The sequence below is a fragment of the Rhodococcus sp. SORGH_AS_0303 genome (genome assembly GCF_030819335.1).
Lineage (GTDB): Bacteria > Actinomycetota > Actinomycetes > Mycobacteriales > Mycobacteriaceae > Rhodococcoides.
The window spans coordinates 1174110-1190127 of record NZ_JAUTBO010000001.1 but is presented as its reverse complement, the minus strand read 5'-3'; the positions used below and the strand labels follow the sequence as shown (position 1 = coordinate 1190127).

Below are 16018 nucleotides of genomic sequence, written 5' to 3'. Positions count from 1 at the left end.
TCAATGACAGGACTGTCCGTCGCGAATGTTCACTCAATACCAGTCGACTCGTGCGGTGGCTTGCCTCGATTGCTTCTCAAGCTGGGTGAACCCAGACTGCTACCTCCCGCCCGCCGCCGATCCACCTCCGAAAACCCATCCACCTGCTGCATCTCGTGCGCACGCTTCCGATCTTGGCAATCCACCACCGCCGAGAACGCCGCGCTCACACCCACCGACGAGGCGTCGTAGGTCAGCGACTTGTCCGCCTTGAAGCCCATCTGCGAACCAGTGTCCACCGCGTCCATGTTGGCTCCCAGGAACACGAAGTCCCACCCGTACTGCAATTCCTGCTGCTCGATCAGCTCGCGAACTGCCTGATTCGACCACTCTCGACTCGAGTTCTCCTGCCCGTCGGTCATCACCAGCACGGTGACCGATCCCGGCCGTTCTTCCTCGGGTAGGGCCGCAAGCGACGAGCCGATCTCGGTGACGAACTTCCCCACCGCGTCGTACAACGCCGTCATCCCGCGGGGTACCAAGTACAGCGGAGGGACCTGGTCGATCGGTGTCGAGTCGTAGACCATCGCGTACTGATCATCGAACTGCGCCAGCGTTACGACGGTCGTGCCGTCGTGACCACGCTCGGCCTCGATGAAGGCGTCGAATCCTCCACGGGTGTCGTCGGCGATGGACGACATCGAACCGGAACGGTCGAGTAGGGCTGCAACGAGGGACAAAGAAGAATCTGGCATGGGAACTCCTGACGTGGGGGACGGATAGATGAACTGACGATCAGGCGACGGAGACGGTGACTCCGCCGGAGAACAAGGAGTCATGAAGCTCGATCTCCGACGGTGCGGTGCCCACCGGCACGTCGTAGACGAGTGTCGCCACGAGCGAGTTGCCCGGATTGATCTGCGAGAAGCCGAGATTCGGGTCGTTGGTCACCGTCGCGAGTGTGTCGGTCGAGTACTCGCGCCCCTGCCCGTCGAGTAGCTTCTGCGACGACGTGTCGAACAGCTGCTGCTCGTTGCCGATGTTCGCGACATTCAGGGTGACCAGCACGTACTCGCCCTGCGGCGTCTGCGACGTGTACTGATCCCCCACACTGGCTACGCCCCGCTCGACGTTCTGCACGGTGAACTCGAACTTGCCGTCCCTCACCGCAGCACCGATTCCCGGTGCCGACTCTTCGGCCGGCGCACTGCTGCCCTCCGTTGCGGCCTGCGAAGAGGACGTGGTGCCACTGGTCGACGAGTCCTGTCCACCGCTCGCCAGATTGACGCCGACAGCGATGACGACGACCGCACCGATCGCCGTGAGGATCTTGTGCCGCAGGAACCAGTTCTTCTTGGTCGGCGGCTGCTGTGGCTGCGCGTACGGGTTCTGGGGAGGCTGAGTCATGGCGGGTCCTTTCGGTGGTGCCGGCACCGGTCGGTGCGTCCCACCAAGAACACCGCAGTGACCCCGTCGGGCACCTCGTCGATTCGGCCGGTCTCACTCCTCCTTTCGGTCGGCTTCGCGACCGAAGAACGGAGGCTCATGTCGGACCATGGCCGTACCGTCTTCTCTGTGACCACTACTGCATCTACGGTTCGGCGTCGCGCCTGGACCGTCGGCGCAGTGACGCTCAGCGTGTTCTGCACCTTCATGGCTGCCGGTCTCGCAGGCACATCGGGAACACCGGTGTGGAACGTGGCGCTCGGCGTCGTCCTCAACATGGCCGCCGCGATTGCGTTGATCTGGCGACACGACAGACCGTGGATCGTCCTCGCGATGGCTGTCGTCGGTCCGGTCTTCTTCGCCACCGACGCGACGGCCGCGCTGATAGCCCTCTACGCGGTGGGCGTCTTCGCTCGGGGTCGCACTCTTGCCAGTGCTGCAGTCGCGGTATACCTGGCCTGCGCGATATCCCTCGTGTACGACGCAGGGCGCCGCCGCGACTATTCGGTCCTGACGATGGGTGTCAGGCATATCGAGGGCACTCCCCCGCCGACGTGGTCGCTTCCCTGGTGGCTGCCCTGGCTCGTCGCTGCCGTCCTCGTCGCCGTCGTTCTGGCGCTCTCTCAGCTTCGCCGTACGAAGTCCGATCTCGTGGTGGCCGTGCAGTCCCGCGATCAGGCGACCGCGCGATCGCAGCGCCTGCACAAGGACATGCTGATACAGCAGGAACGCTCCCGCATCGCGCGCGATATGCACGACACCCTGGCCGCAGGACTCAGTCGAATATCGTTGCTGGCAGGCGGTTTACAGGTCGGGAGCAACGACGGACCGGAGAAGATCTCCAACACGTCGGCCCTGATTCGTTCGACGGCTCACGAGTCCTTGGACGAGCTCAAACGCATCATCGGCGTTCTCCGCGGGTCCGACACCGGCGGAGAGGATGCTGGTCGGCGAAGCATCGCGGGAATCGGGGACCTTGTCGACGCAGCGCGTTCTGCCGGGTGTCGGGTGACGCTGGTCCAGGACATTCATCCCGGTGTGGTCGGCGATCTGACCAGTCATACCGCGTACCGCATCGTGCAGGAAGCTCTGACCAACAGTCAGAAGCATGCCCCGAGTTCCCCCCTCCACATCACAGTGAGTGGGGCGGACACCGATGGCATCAGCCTGACTGTGCGCAACCACATCTCGACGACAGCGCAACCTGTACCGGGTTCGCGAACCGGACTGGCCGGCCTCGCCGAGCAAGCTCACAACGCCGGCGGGTGGGTGCGGTGGACAGCGATGGGTGGCGAATTCATCGTGACGGCCTGGCTCCCCTGGTACTCCTGACGCGTCAGTCCTTCACCAATCCGCCGTCGACGACCAGGTTTTGTCCGGTCACCGCTCTCGCCCACGGCGACGCGAAGAACAGCACAGCATCCGCGAACTCGGCCGGCGTCGTCACCCGGCGCAGCGGGGTGCTCTCGGCGATCATGTCGAACACCGCGGGCGGGGTCGCGGAGCTGGCATCCGTGGTTCGCAGCAGACCACCGGAGACCATGTTGACGGTGATGCCGTCAGGTCCGAGATCCGCCGAGAAGGTCCGCGTCAGCGCCAACAGAGCAGCCTTCGCCGCCGTGTAGTCGTGGTACGGAACGACGGGGTTCTGCACGAGGTTGGTGCCGATCGTGATGATCCGCCCGAATCCCGCCTCCCGCATGCCCGGCACAGCTGCCTGTGTGGTGTGCAGAGCGCCGGCGACGCTGCCGCGGAACTGCGAGTCGAACGACGACCACTCGATCTCGTCGGCTTTGGCACGGTCGTCACCGTTGAACGAGAAGTCGATCAAAGCGTTGTTGACGACGGTGGTGACGGTCGATCCGAAATGTTCACGTGCCCTGTCGAACAGCGCGTCGACCTGGTGTCGGTCCGTGACATCGGCCGGCACCGCGACAACGCGATCAGGACCGAACTCGGATGCCAAAGCATCGGCTGCGGCTGCACTGCGGTGATAGTTGACCACGACGCGGGTACCTTGCTGCAGGAACGCTCGCGTGATCGCAGAACCCAGTCCGCGAGCACCGCCCGTCACGAGCACGATCTGTTCGGCCAGCGGCACTGTGCGCATCTCGACATCCCTTCGCCAGCATGACCTGGTCAGGTTCGACGGGTGTGTTCTCAGCCGGTTCGGTTCGGCACCCCCTGTCCGACTCCATAGAACACCTCGTCCGCTGTGGCGTGTCGGCGCGACCCGATACGGTCGACCCATCATGGACTCCGATGCGGTCATCACCGTTCTCGTCGTGGACGACGACGCATTCGTTCGTCGCGGCGTGGCAGACATCTTCGCCGCCACTACGGACATCGTGGTGGTCGGATCGGTCTCGGACGGTGACGAGGTACCCGCCGCAGTCGCCGCTCATCGGCCCGACGTCGTCCTGATGGATCTGAAGATGCGCCGAGTGGACGGACTCGACGCCACCCGAGCACTGATGGCATCGGCACACCCACCGAAGGTCGTCGCGATGACGGCGATGGACGTGGACGACTTAGTGGTCCAGGCCATCGAGGCCGGAGCCCACAGCTTCCTCAGCAAGTCGGAGGCACCGGAGACGTTCCACCAGTCGATCCGCGCCGTCGCTGCCGGAAACACTCTGTTCTCCGAAGAGTCACTCCGAAAGATCGTGGCCACTACCCGACCACCACGGCCGACGGTGACGCTGGAAGCGCTGACCGACAAGGAACGAACAGTGTTGTCGGTCATGGCATCAGGGGCAACGAACGCCGACATCGCTCGGCAGCTCTACATGGCAGAGACCACGGTCAAGTCGCATCTCACTGCGGTCAATCACAAGCTGCACGTCACCAACAGGGTCGAGGCTGCGCTGATGGCGTTCCGTGCGGGACTGGTTGTCTGAGGACCTCGGGTCAGGCTACGCCTGTTGACGCATGCTTCAGCCGGATTCGAGCTGGCCATTTACGCGCATCGGCCCTTAAGCTTGCTCCAAACGACATAAGACTGTTCAATCGTCGCCATCGGCGGTAACGTGACCTTAAGTTGTCTCTGGCAAGCATTGGAAACCCGCATGGCACCTCCTCGAAAGTCGCGTCGTACCGACGTCAGCAATCTCGCCAGGTCCTTCACAGCACGCCGTCACGAATTGGGTCTGACGCAAGCTGAGGTCGCTCTGCTGGCCGGAGTCGGCCGTTCGACTGTGCAAGCTATCGAGGGCGGCAAGGACGCGCCTCAACTCGACGGGGTCAACGCCGTCGCTGACGCGTTGGGGTGCGATCTGACGCTTGTGACCCGCGCCGGAGCCATCGTCGAACCAGGGGAACGATGACCACCGGAGCCGACTTGCGCGACATCGATCGAGCAGACGTCTACAAGGGCAACGTTCGCGCAGGGTCACTGACGAGGTCCGGCGACAACATCAACTTCCACTACGACGATGACTACCTGGCGCGACCCGGCGCGGACCCGGTTGCCTGGTCGCTGCCCACCGACGCTGTCGACGTCAGCGTAGGAGCGGGGAGCGTGCCGCCCTTCTTCGCAGGATTACTCCCAGAAGGTGTTCGTCTCTCCGGTGTGGTCGCCGGGATGAAGACGTCGGAGGACGACCACTTCACCATTCTCCTGGGCGTCGGATCGGACACTATCGGCGACGTGCGCGTCGTCCCCCACGGAACCGAGCTGCAGCCTGCAACGCTCGCCTTCGATCCGGAATCCCCGTCACCGGACTTGCGGACGTTGTTCGATCAGTTGTCCGGGCCGGATTCGATGCACGTCGATACCGCGAGCTTGCCCGGGGTGCAAGGCAAGGTGTCCGCCCAGATGTACACGTCGCCCGTAGCGACGACGCAAGGGGCAGCCATTCTGAAACTGGCTCCGCCGACCCGCTTTCCGCGTCTGGTCGAGAACGAGAACTTTTTCATGACTGTCGCCGTGAGCTGCGGGCTCGTCGTACCGCGTCGGCACATAGTGACCGACGCCCGTGGAGTATCGGGACTTCTCGTCCAACGTTTCGATCGGGACGGTGATCGCAGGCTCGCGCAAGAGGACGCGTGTCAGATCAACTCGCTGTACCCATCGTCGAAGTACCGGATGAAGACCGAGACGGTGCTCGACACGCTCGCCTCGACTGTCGAACTCGGTGGAGGTTCCGCGCGCCAGGCGGCGCTCGAACTGCTCAGGCTCACCGTGTACTCGTATGCGATCGGCAATGGAGATCTCCACGGGAAGAATTACTCCATTCGCCGGAACACCATCGGAATGTGGGGAGTCACTCCGGCATACGACCTGCTGTGCACTCAGCCGTACATGGGCTGGAACGATCCGATGGCACTGACGTTCTACGGTCGGAACAATACGTGGTCGCGCGACCACATAGTTGACGGCGCGGCACGCCATCGACTTCCACGTAAAGCGGTAGAGCGAGTTCTGGACGACGTGTGCGCCGGTGTACGCGCGGCGACCAGCGCCGTGAGCTCGATCGGCTTCGACGACAAGACCACGTCGCGGATGACCAGGTTCATCAGCGCGCGCTGCGACGAGCTGTCCAGCTGACGCACATCCGACATCCATCCGCGCAAGTCAGGTCGCGATGACGGACGGCATGTGGCAACAGATCACGCGTACACAGCCGCCCCGCAGATTCCACACTCCTCGAACTCGGTGCGCTTCCAGCGCGCGAGCGGGATGAAGAAGACGCTGAACTGCTTGTACTGCTGCATCCGAGCCCACTGAGTGGTGTTGTGGCAGCGCTGGCAGGTGCGGGTATGGCCCGCGCCGAGGGACTTGCGTTTCAGGCCGAAGCCGAAGAGGAGGAACACCTCTCCCAGGATAGGTCGTCTATCCGTTCTGAAGAACCTCTCGCAGCGTCATCGCACGTCGACCGGTCACCCGCTCGACGTCGTCGGTCACGGCGCTGAGTTCGCCGGAGGCGATTGCGGTGTACGTCGACACCCAGGCATCGTTCTGCCAGTCCGGCGCGTTCCATACCGCGCGTGACTCGTACGCCTCGTCCAACGTCTCGTCGTGGAACGACACCGCACGACCTCGAACGTCGGCAATCGTCGCGGCCACCTCGGACATCGACAGCGCCTCCGGCCCGGTCAGGTCGTAGGTTTTGTTCACGTGTTGCTGGGGGTCGGTCAGAACGCGTGCCGCGACTCGCGCAACGTCTGCGCGCGCCACCAAGGACACCCGTCCATCCCCCGCCGGGCCGCGGATGACACCGTCCTCGCCGGCGAACAGTTCCATGACGTCGCTGTAAAAGTTGTCGCGTAGGAACGTGTATGCCAGCCCGGAACTACGGATGTGCTGCTCGGTGAAGTAGTGATCGCGCGCGAGAGTGAACGTCGCGTCCGGCGCCGCCCTGAAGAACGACGTGTAGACGATGTGCCGAACTCCGGCCTGCGCCGCAGCATCGACGAAGGTGCGGTGATCCGCCAGCCGTGTCGCATTCTCGGCGCCGGACACCATGAACAGCACGTCGATTCCTGCCAAGGCTTGCGTGGCAGCGTCCGCGTCACCGTAGGAACTGGCGCCCACGGTGGCACCGGGCAACTTCGGCGCTCTGGAGGGATCGCGCACCAATAGGTGTTGTGGCGTGCCGGCCCTCGAGAGGTGCGCTGCAACAGCGCCTCCCACCGAGCCGGTCGAACCTGTGACAGCAATAGTCGGCATGACCGTCCCTCGCAGCAGTGTCGAACGGCTGACCGTTCGCGTCGAACCCCCAGTATGCCTGCGGAGCCACCCTCGATTACCTCGCGGGCAAGGCCTTCAGCGGGGTGCGCGTCACACTGTTTCGCGTCATCAGCACTACCCCGTCACCTGCACGGCGCCACAGAAAATCGAGTGATCGTGGTGTGGTCTGACGCAATCCCCCGGAAGTCGATACTTAGTAAAGCAAACCGATTGTTACGGTTCTGAGCATTGTTCCTGTATAAATGGCATCGCGGTCGTCGTCGTCCGCACCTGCCGCCGATCTTGTCGAGGGTAGTTCTCCTGAGCGAATGGCGAATGCACGATGAGTAATCCACAGAACGCAACACCAGGTTGGTACCCCACTCCAGATGGCGGACAACAGTACTGGGATGGCAACCAGTGGCTGTCCCTGCCGAATCCGAGCAGCAACGAGCAGCCAACAAGGACACCGCGCGTATCTCGAAAAAGACTCGCGATAAGCGGCCTCGCGGTATTGATCGTTCTGGTGATCGCTGGTGGGTCATGGAAGATCTCACATGATTCTGGTGTGCGAGAACAACAAGAAGCTGCACAGGCTGCTCAGGACGCTCGTGAAACCGCCGACCGTCTCGAGGCGCAACGCATCGCTGACATACAAGCGGAACAGGAAGAAAAGGACGGCGCCGCGCGAGCTGGGCGCGCGCTGTCTGTTATCGGCATCGAGTCGAGTGTCAAGCAGATGGCTGAAGGTCACGTCGAAAAGGGACTTGTCGACGGACCGATCATCGACGTGACGTGTTCGCCCGTCAGCGGTGGATCGACAGATGACCTCACCGAAACAACCACTGTTTTCGAGTGCTTTGCGGCGAACGAAGATAACGGGGATGGCACCATGAGCGGCTACAAATACAACGCGACAATGAATTGGACTACCGGTAGCTACACGTATGGCCTCGGCGCCCCCTGAGCTCCACGGATCTCGCAGCACAGAGCGCCGTTGCAGCCCCCGGCAGACGGCCGCTATCGATTCAAGGCGCTGACGGCGGCCAACCTTATTCAAGGGTTGGCTGTCATCTCGACTCAGTCCACCGCTCGCCGCAAGCGCTCGCTGACTCTCTCCACCGCGTCGACAAGCTCCGGTGGACGTAAGTCCTCCAACTCTGCGTTGAACCGCGCCAACGATGCCGCGATACCCGTCCACGACCACGCGCCGGTGTGAATGCGACAACGGCCGTCACCGAGATCTTCGACCGTGCCGTCCGCGAGAAAGGGAGCGACCTCCGCCGCAGGAAGGTGCACCGTCGCCTCCCCTTCGCACGCCCAATCCCCCGAGACCGTGCCGCGGAAGCGTCGACGGAGCAACTCGGCCGACGAGCCGCCGGGGATCGGACGCGGAGTGAATCGCACGCCCGTTCGCATCTTCGGTGTCATGCGGTCCACACGGAACACACGCCAGTCGTCGCGGTCCAAATCCCACCCGACGACGTACCAGCGACCTCCAGCTCCGACTACTCCGTGCGGCTCCACGCGTCGCGGAGGTATCTCTGAATCATGTTCCGTCGAAACGTAATCGAAGTGAATTACCTCGTGATTGCGCGCCGCCTCTCCGACCGTGCGCAGCACCGCGGGATCGATCGAATCTCCGGTCGCAGGCAACGCAGTGAGCGCCAGCGCGTCGACCCGATTGCGGACGCGGGTAGGCATGACAGTTCGGAGGGTTGCCAAGGCTCGCTCGGCGGCATCGGCGATGTCGATACCCAGGGCCGGCACGACCCGCAAGGCGAGTGTCAGTGCGACCACCTGGTCGTCGTCGAGAAGTAGGGGCGGTACTGCTTCGCCCCCGTCCAGCCGGTAACCACCGTCGGATCCGCGCAACGCAGCAACGTTGTAGCCGAGAACGCGCAACCGGTCGACGTCGCGGCGGATCGTTCGCGGGCTCACACCGAGTCGCCCGGCCAGCTCGGTACCCGGCCACTCGCGGCGGACCTGCAGCAACGACAACAGGGTCAGCATGCGTGAGGACGGTTCCGACATGGGTCGAGTATGCACGCCCAAGCGGTCAGGATCTGACCTATTGGCCTGCGATCGTCGTTCCGGTTGGCAAAGCCTGCCGAACCGAACTACTCGAGGAGTCTCGATGACCGTCATCACCGCCTTGCACATCAACCTCCGCGGCAACGCACGTGAAGCGTTGGAGTTCTACCAGTCCGTCTTCGGCGGCGAACTGGTCGCATTCCCCTACGGCGACACCGAATCGGGCCAGGGACCGACCCAGTCCGAGCAGATCGCCTGGGGTGAGGTCAGCACACCAGGCGGGTTCCGCGTGATGGCGTACGACATCCAGGACTCGCTTCCCTACAACGCTGGTGAGAACGCCTTCTACAGCGCGCTGTGAAGCCATGATGCGGACGAGATCACCGCCGCGTTCGAGGGCTTGTCCGCTGGGGCAACAGTGTTGGTGCCGTTGGGGCCGGTCGGGTTCTCACCGTTGTACGGCAAGCTTGTCGACAAGTTCGGTGTCGTGTGGATCCTCGACGTCATCCCCCAGTGGTGACGTGAATCCAGCTAGTTGTGGACTTCTGCCACCGCTGAGCGGGGGTAGAAGTCCACGACCGCGAGTCACTCGACGATCAGCACATCCAACCGCCGAGGCCCGTGGACACCCTCCACCCTGTTGAGCTCGATGTCACTGGTCGCACTCGGCCCGCTGATGAAGGTCAGCGGCCGAGTGGCGTCCAGCACCGCGAAGGCCTGCGGCACCGTGTCCACCACCTGGTCAGCGCGGACGATGCAGATGTGATGGTCGGGCACCAGTGTCAACGCCCTACGACCCTGCGCGACAGACGCATCGAGCACGATCGTCCCCGTGGCAGCGATCCCGACCGCGCAGCCGGTGATCACCGCGTCGAGAGCATCGAGTTGGTCGATCGACAGGCCCTCGTCCGAAACCACCGCTATGCCGTCGACCCAGGCAGAGGGCAGATCGACGGGTACGACCGCTCGACCATCACCGAGCAACGACGCCACCGTGCCGGCGATATCCGACTCGGAGATCCGGTATACCTGAGCCCGGTAGTCGTCGACCGTTTCGGCGAAGCGGTCGACGTTCCCCCGGCCGACCAACGCAGCGCGGTCGTAATCGCGCGGAACATCCACGCCGGCAACCCCGCCCGCGGTCGCGGCACCAATGCGCTCGAGAATCTCCGACTTCGCGTTCATGACTCGTCCTCGTGCGTTCGTGCCCACCACTGGCGGAACGTTTCCTTCGGAGGGGCCGGCATGTCACGGCTGGTGGTCCACAACGATCCGGGGAACGGAAGCGACTCGATGTGGCCCTTCTTCCCTGCCAGCAGGCGTCCGACACCCGCAGCCTTCTCGGCCATCCCGAATCGCTTCGGCGAGTTCATCGCCCACCCTGCCGCCCGCATCGCGATCTCCCGCGCGCCGGGGATGCCGCCGCGTTCGGAGTCGACCTGCTCGGCCCGTAGGTGCACCAGAATCTCCGGGATGTTGATACGCACCGGGCACGCATCGAAACAAGCCCCGCACAGTGACGACGCGTACGGCAGTGACGCATTGGGGTCGTCATGACCGGTAGTGCCGGTGAGCTGGGGCGACAGGATCGCACCGATCGGACCCGGATACACCGACCCGTACGCGTGCCCACCGGTCCGCTCGTAGACCGGGCACACGTTCAAGCATGCGCTGCACCGGATGCAGTTGAGGGCGGCGCGGCCCACCTCGTCGGCAAGCACGTTGGTTCTGCCGTTGTCGATGAGCACCAGGTGGAAGTTCTGGGGACCGTCGCCTTCGTGCACTCCGGTCCACATCGACGTGTACGGGTTCATCCGCTCGGCCGTGGACGAGCGGGGAAGCAGTTGCATGAACACTTCGAGGTCCGCGAACGTGGGGACCAGCTTCTCGATGCCCATCAGCGTGATGAGGGTGTCGGGCAGCGTCAGGCACATCCGCCCGTTGCCTTCGGATTCGACGACGGCGAGCGTCCCCGTCTCGGCGACACCGAAGTTGGCGCCACTGATGGCCACCTTCGCCGACAGGAACTTCCGTCGCAGATGCTCCCGTGCGGCCATGGCCAATTCGCGCGGCTCGTCGGTGATGGCAGCGTCGACACCGGGCATGCGCCGCAGGAAGATCTCGCGAATCTCCGCTCGGTTGCGGTGAATTGCGGGAACCAGGATGTGACTGGGCTTGTCGTCACCCAGCTGGACGATGAGCTCGGCCAGGTCGGTCTCGATCGCGGCGATGCCCTCGGCTTCGAGGTACTCGTTCAGGCCGGTCTCCTGGGTGGCCATGGATTTCACCTTGACCACCTCGTCACTGCCCGTGGCCTTGACCAGATCCGTGATGATGCGGTTCGCCTCGTCGGCGTCGCGTGCCCAGTGCACCACTCCCCCGCGGGCGGTGACGTTGGATTCGAGTTGCTGCAGCAGCTCGGGCAGCCTCGACATCACGTCGGTCTTGAGGGCACTACCGGCGAGGCGCAGTTCCTCCCAGTCATCGCACTCCGCAACAGCTCCCAGCCGCTTCTCACGAATGGTCTTGGTCGCGGCCCCGACGTTGCGCCGCATCTGCGTGTCCTGCAATGCGCGCTTCGCGGCCTTCGGGAAGCTCTCCTCGCCGCGAATGTTACCGATGCCGGGCGAACCCAAGAAGGTGGTCATGCTGCCTCCGTCGACGCAAGGATCTCGGCAAGGTGCACGGTCTTGACGCCGGTGCGCAGGCGGGACAGTCCGCCGCCGATGTGCATGAGGCACGACGAGTCCCCGGCGCTGCACACCTCGGCGCCGGTGGAGAGGACGTTGGCCATCTTGTCCGACAACATCGCCGTCGAGGTCTCCGAATTCTTCAACGCGAACGTTCCGCCGAAGCCGCAGCACGACTCGGCCTGGGGCAGTTCGACCAAGGTCATGCCGCGCACGTTGCGCAACAGTTCGAGGGGCTTGTCGCCGACGCGCAGCATTCTCAGCGAATGGCACGTGGGGTGGTAGGTGACGCGGTGCGGGTAGTAGGCGCCGACGTCGGTGACACCGAGGACGTCGACGAGAAGTTCGGACAGCTCGTAGGTGCGTCCGGCGATGTCCTCGGCGCGCGTGGCCAGATCCTCGTCGCCGGCGCGGCGGGCGACCATCGCGTGCTGGTGACGCACCGATCCGACACAGGAACCGGATGGTGCGACGGCGACGTCCCACGACGACTTCTCGAAGACCTCGACGTGGTGACGCACCAGGGGTGCGGCCTCTTTGAGGTAGCCGGTGTTGACGTGCATCTGGCCGCAGCATGTCTGATCCGACGGGAAGACGACGGTGTGACCGAGCCGTTCGAGCAGTGAGACAGTCGCTTTCGCTGACTCGGGGAAGAGTGCGTCCGCCAGACAGGTGGCGAACAGGGCGATCCGCATGGAGCCTCCAGAGCGTGTGGTCTGACCACAGTAACCCCTGTGGTCGGACCACACCAGCTATTCTCCGACAATGCGCGCACACGAGGTGGTTCTCCACCGCATCGAACAGGACCTGGCGGCGGCCCGACTCCGCGTCGGCGACCGGCTGCCGGCCGAGCGCGCACTCGCGGAGGAACTCGGCGTCGGACGCAGCTCGGTTCGTGAGGCCATCCGGGTGCTGGAGGCGATGGGCGTGGTGAAGACGTCGGTCGGGTCCGGCCCCGACGCGGGCGCGATCGTCGTGGCCGATCCCGCCACGTCCATCGGCTCGGCACTGCGGCTGCACATGGCCACGCAGTTCCTGCCCATCGCCGACGTGGTGCAGACGCGCGTGCTCCTTGAGTCGTGGGCGCTACGGGAAGCAGCGGCGCGCACCCCGGACCTCACTGCCATAGACGAACTGCTCGACCGGATGGACGACCAGAGTCTGGAACCCGATCAGTTCCACCGCCTCGACGCCGAGCTGCACGTTCGGTTCGCAGGGCTGGCCGGCAATGTCTTGATCGAGGCGATGATGACCTCGCTCCGCGACTCCATCCACGGCTACGTCATGGACGCGGTGCCGATGCTCGACGACTGGTCGGCCGTCGCCGTGAACCTTCGGTGCGAGCACCGCGGCATCGTCGACGCGCTACGCCGAGGACACGGCGCCGAGGCCGCCACCCTGGCGCGCGAGCACATCGAAGGGTTCTACGGGTTGATGCGGCTCGACTGAATCACCGAATCGAGCGGCCGGCCGAGCCCAGCATCTCCGTCGCCTCGACCACCCGTGCGGCCATGGCGGTCTCGGCGGGCTTACCCCACGAGCGGGGGTCGTAGGCCTTCTTGTTGCCGTAGGCACCGTCGACTTTGAGCACCTGGTCGTACTTGCTGATCATGTGACCGGCGAGCGACCGGGTGAAGGCGTACTGGGTGTCGGTGTCGATGTTCATCTTCACCACACCGCTGCGCACGGCGGACGCGATGTCCTCGGCGCTGGATCCGGACCCACCGTGGAACACCAGGTCGAACGGCTTGTCCTTGCCCGATTCGGCGCCGATGACGGTCTGGATCTCGTCGAGGATCTCGGGGCGCAGGTGGACGGAGTCGGGGTTGTAGACGCCGTGCACATTGCCGAAGGTCAGTGCCGTCAGGTAGCGACCGCGCTCACCCGCACCCAGGGCAGCGATGGTCGCGCGGGCATCGTCGACCGTCGAATACAGCTTGTCGTCGATCTCGGCGGAGACGCCGTCTTCCTCGCCGCCGATCACACCGACCTCGATCTCGAGCAGCGTGTTGGCCTTGACCGACTCGTCCAACAGCTGACGGGCGATGGCGAGGTTCTCGTCGAGCGGAACGGCGGATCCGTCCCACATGTGGGACTGGTACAGCGGATCCAACCCGCGGGCCCGCCGCTCGATGGAGTCGGCGAGCAACGGACGCACCCAGTCGTCCAGGTTCTCCGCGGGGCAGTGATCGGTATGGAGTGCGATCGAGACGGAGTAGTGCTGTGCGACTTCGTGCGCATACAGCGCCAGCGCCTTCGACCCGGCGAAGCGGTTCTGAACCTTGTTGCCCGACAGATACAGTGCCGTCCCCACTGAGACCTGGATGATGCCATCGCTCTCCGCCTCGGCGAAGCCCTGCAGAGCGGCGTTGAGTGTCTGCGAGCTGGTGACGTTGATCGAGGGGTAGGCGAACCCGCCCTCCTTGGCGCGGTCGAGCATCGCCACGTACTGGTCGGGGGTTGCGATCGGCATGGTGAGTCCTGTCCTGGTGAGGGTGAATTAGGCTGTGGGGTCGTTCAGGCCGGGGTACAGCCGCACGAGTTGCGATGATGAAACGTGGTGGGGACGTGGACTCGTCTGGGGTCGCCGGTGTATCCGCCGATGCGCTCCAACAACATGTCCACCGCCGTGCTGCCGAGCGTCACGACGTCCTGCGCTGACGCGGTGAGACGGGGTTCGAAGAGATCGGACCACTCGAAGTCGTCGTAACAGACCAGCGCGACGTCTCCGGGTATCGACAAGCCCAAGCCGCGCAGCGCCTTCATCGAGCCGATCGTCATCGAGTTGTTCATGGTCACGACGGCGGTGGGTCGCGGCGATCGAGACATCACGGCAAGCACCTCGCGCTCCGCCACGTCGACGCTCGATGCACCGTCGAGAACCAGATCCGGATCGATCTCCAGCCCGCGGTCCCTCAGCGCCCGTTCGTATCCCGCGTAGCGCTCGACCGACGACGAGATGCCGTCGATCCCGCGCACCACCGCGATACGCCGGTGTCCGAGCCCGAGCAGGTGCTCGGTCAATTGTCGAGCGGACTCCTCGTTCTCGGGACCCACCTGGTCACATGCCACGTCGAGCGCACGGTCTATGAGGACGAGCGGGGTGCCGGTCGCGGTGATCGCCGGAATGGTGTTGCGCTCGGCGCCGGCCGCCGGCGCGACGATGATGCCGTCGACCTGGCGATCGAGAAGCGAGTCGACCACCCGACGCTCCGAGGCGACGTCGTCGTGCGAGTCACCGAGGAACATGACCAGACCCGCCTCCGACAGCATCGCCTCGATGGTGTGCACGAGGCTGCCGAAGTAGGGGTTGGTGAACGCCGAGATCGACAGGCCGACGGTGTGAGTCCGACCGGCCGCGAGGGATCGCGCGACGACGTTGCGGCGGTAGCCGATCTCGGTGATCGCGGTCTCGACGCGCTCCCGTGTCGACTCGTTCACCTTCCGTGTGCCGTTGAGGACGTGCGAGACCGTCGACACCGACACGCCCGCACGGCGTGCCACGTCGTCCATTGTTGCCATGTCAGGCCGGTCGCCCAGACGAGGTGATCATCGAAGGCGCAGCACTCGATCGGCACGCACGGCCGTCGACGTGATCAGCTCGGCGTTGCGTTCGTCGGATCCGAGAGCCCAGAACGCTGCCTCCTCCGGCGTCTTCCCGTACGCCTCGTGGCGCTGGACCAGTCGGTGATGCCGGACGTCCGTGTCGGGAGCCAGGAACCACACCTCGTCGATCTGCGCGTGAGCACGAGGCCACGCGTCGATCTCCATCAACAGGTAGTTTCCTTCGGTCACCACGAGGGGGACCGACGGCAGCACCGGTATGGCCGAGCCGATCGACTCCTCGATCTCCCGGCGGAACCGCGGCGCGTACACGATGGGCCCGTCCGGTCCCTGCCCACGTACGGCCTCGATCAGACGGGCATAGCCGTCGTCGTCGAACGTGTCGTGCGCCCCCTTGCGGTCGAGACGACCGAGGTCGATGAGCACCTCGTTCGCGAGATGGAACCCGTCCATCGGTGCCAGCACTGCGAGGTCGGTCCCGAGCGCCTCCACCAGATCGGCGGCGACGGTGGACTTGCCCGCTCCGGGCGCTCCGGTAAGGCCGAGCATGCGGCGCTGCCCCGGAATCGCCAGTGCACGCGCCCATTCGACCAACTCGTCGAACGTGGCGTCCTGCACACTCTGGCCGCTCATG

Annotated in this window: 19 protein-coding genes and 1 riboswitch; of the genes, 7 read left to right on the top strand and 12 right to left on the bottom strand. The window is 64.6% G+C overall.

The genetic code is table 11. From position 1 onward, the window contains the following. Positions 1-29: 29 nt before the first annotated feature. Together QE449_RS05565 and QE449_RS05560 are read right to left on the bottom strand one after the other, a co-directional pair. Complete coding sequence (locus tag QE449_RS05565) at positions 30-680, bottom strand: VWA domain-containing protein (protein WP_307108395.1); 651 nt, start codon at positions 678-680, stop codon at positions 30-32. A gap of 94 nt (positions 681-774) precedes the next feature. Beyond that, positions 775-1386 carry a DUF4352 domain-containing protein gene (locus QE449_RS05560; RefSeq protein ID WP_307108394.1) on the bottom strand — a complete coding sequence of 204 codons (612 nt, stop codon included), beginning with the start codon at positions 1384-1386 and terminating at the stop codon, positions 775-777. Positions 1387-1605: 219 nt separating this feature from the next. Here QE449_RS05560 and QE449_RS05555 point away from each other — a divergent pair, with 219 nt between their 5' ends. Beyond that, a complete protein-coding gene (locus QE449_RS05555) occupies positions 1606-2757 on the top strand; it encodes a sensor histidine kinase (protein WP_307108393.1) in 1152 nt (383 codons plus the stop codon). Positions 2758-2761: 4 nt separating this feature from the next. On the opposite strand, the gene QE449_RS05550 is transcribed toward QE449_RS05555, so the two are convergent. Then, positions 2762-3526, bottom strand: a complete 765-nt coding sequence (locus QE449_RS05550) for a 3-oxoacyl-ACP reductase (protein WP_307109683.1) — start codon at positions 3524-3526, stop codon at positions 2762-2764. After that, positions 3526-3620: riboswitch (TPP riboswitch) on the bottom strand. (Overlaps the previous gene by 1 nt.) 57 nt (positions 3621-3677) lie before the next feature. Here QE449_RS05550 and QE449_RS05545 point away from each other — a divergent pair. The 3 genes from QE449_RS05545 (at position 3678) to QE449_RS05535 (ending at position 5974) form a co-directional block, all read left to right on the top strand. Beyond that, the gene (locus QE449_RS05545; RefSeq protein WP_307108392.1) at positions 3678-4325 is read left to right on the top strand and encodes a response regulator transcription factor; all 648 of its coding nucleotides are present in this window, start codon (positions 3678-3680) and stop codon (positions 4323-4325) included. A gap of 168 nt (positions 4326-4493) precedes the next feature. Further along, positions 4494-4751, top strand: coding sequence for a helix-turn-helix domain-containing protein (locus QE449_RS05540; RefSeq protein WP_307108391.1), 258 nt, complete (start codon positions 4494-4496; stop codon positions 4749-4751). Beyond that, positions 4748-5974 (top strand): type II toxin-antitoxin system HipA family toxin, encoded by a 1227-nt coding sequence (locus QE449_RS05535; RefSeq protein WP_307108390.1) that lies wholly within the window; start codon positions 4748-4750, stop codon positions 5972-5974. The genes QE449_RS05540 and QE449_RS05535 overlap by 4 nt, the downstream gene beginning before the upstream one ends. A 62-nt stretch (positions 5975-6036) precedes the next feature. Here QE449_RS05535 and QE449_RS05530 read toward each other — a convergent pair whose 3' ends face one another. Both QE449_RS05530 and QE449_RS05525 read right to left on the bottom strand, forming a co-directional pair. Then, on the bottom strand, positions 6037-6240 hold the full coding sequence (locus tag QE449_RS05530) for a zinc-ribbon domain-containing protein (RefSeq protein ID WP_307108389.1): 204 nt from the start codon (positions 6238-6240) through the stop codon (positions 6037-6039). A gap of 19 nt (positions 6241-6259) precedes the next feature. Continuing rightward, positions 6260-7096, bottom strand: a complete 837-nt coding sequence (locus QE449_RS05525; protein ID WP_307108388.1) for an SDR family oxidoreductase — start codon at positions 7094-7096, stop codon at positions 6260-6262. Between the two features lie 343 nt (positions 7097-7439). Between QE449_RS05525 and QE449_RS05520 the strand changes: the two genes are divergently transcribed. After that, a complete protein-coding gene (locus QE449_RS05520; protein ID WP_307108387.1) occupies positions 7440-8063 on the top strand; it encodes a DUF2510 domain-containing protein in 624 nt (207 codons plus the stop codon). A gap of 113 nt (positions 8064-8176) precedes the next feature. On the opposite strand, the gene QE449_RS05515 is transcribed toward QE449_RS05520, so the two are convergent. Further along, the gene (locus QE449_RS05515) at positions 8177-9130 is read right to left on the bottom strand and encodes a YafY family protein (protein ID WP_307108386.1); all 954 of its coding nucleotides are present in this window, start codon (positions 9128-9130) and stop codon (positions 8177-8179) included. Positions 9131-9233: 103 nt separating this feature from the next. On the opposite strand from QE449_RS05515, the gene QE449_RS05510 reads away from it, so the two are divergent. Then, complete coding sequence (locus QE449_RS05510; protein WP_307108385.1) at positions 9234-9491, top strand: hypothetical protein; 258 nt, start codon at positions 9234-9236, stop codon at positions 9489-9491. 224 nt (positions 9492-9715) lie between these two features. On the opposite strand, the gene QE449_RS05505 is transcribed toward QE449_RS05510, so the two are convergent. The 3 genes from QE449_RS05505 to QE449_RS05495 are packed head-to-tail and all read right to left on the bottom strand — an operon-like array spanning position 9716 to position 12515. After that, positions 9716-10315, bottom strand: coding sequence for a lactate utilization protein C (locus QE449_RS05505; protein ID WP_307108384.1), 600 nt, complete (start codon positions 10313-10315; stop codon positions 9716-9718). Beyond that, the gene (locus tag QE449_RS05500) at positions 10312-11778 is read right to left on the bottom strand and encodes a LutB/LldF family L-lactate oxidation iron-sulfur protein (protein WP_307108383.1); all 1467 of its coding nucleotides are present in this window, start codon (positions 11776-11778) and stop codon (positions 10312-10314) included. Before QE449_RS05500 ends, QE449_RS05505 begins: the two co-directional genes overlap by 4 nt. Further along, positions 11775-12515: a (Fe-S)-binding protein gene (locus QE449_RS05495; RefSeq protein ID WP_056073464.1), complete on the bottom strand. Its 741-nt coding sequence runs from the start codon at positions 12513-12515 to the stop codon at positions 11775-11777. The genes QE449_RS05500 and QE449_RS05495 overlap by 4 nt, the downstream gene beginning before the upstream one ends. A 70-nt stretch (positions 12516-12585) precedes the next feature. On the opposite strand from QE449_RS05495, the gene QE449_RS05490 reads away from it, so the two are divergent. Continuing rightward, positions 12586-13269 carry a FadR/GntR family transcriptional regulator gene (locus tag QE449_RS05490; RefSeq protein WP_307108382.1) on the top strand — a complete coding sequence of 228 codons (684 nt, stop codon included), beginning with the start codon at positions 12586-12588 and terminating at the stop codon, positions 13267-13269. A 1-nt stretch (position 13270) separates the two neighbouring features. Here QE449_RS05490 and fbaA read toward each other — a convergent pair whose 3' ends face one another. The 3 genes from fbaA to QE449_RS05475 are packed head-to-tail and all read right to left on the bottom strand — an operon-like array spanning position 13271 to position 16017. Beyond that, positions 13271-14293: a class II fructose-bisphosphate aldolase gene (gene fbaA, locus QE449_RS05485; protein WP_027504799.1), complete on the bottom strand. Its 1023-nt coding sequence runs from the start codon at positions 14291-14293 to the stop codon at positions 13271-13273. A 44-nt stretch (positions 14294-14337) separates the two neighbouring features. Continuing rightward, entirely contained in the window at positions 14338-15333 is a 996-nt protein-coding gene (locus tag QE449_RS05480) for a LacI family DNA-binding transcriptional regulator (protein ID WP_307109682.1), read from the bottom strand. A gap of 36 nt (positions 15334-15369) precedes the next feature. Continuing rightward, complete coding sequence (locus QE449_RS05475) at positions 15370-16017, bottom strand: nucleoside/nucleotide kinase family protein (protein WP_307108381.1); 648 nt, start codon at positions 16015-16017, stop codon at positions 15370-15372. Between the last annotated feature and the right edge of the window lies 1 nt (position 16018).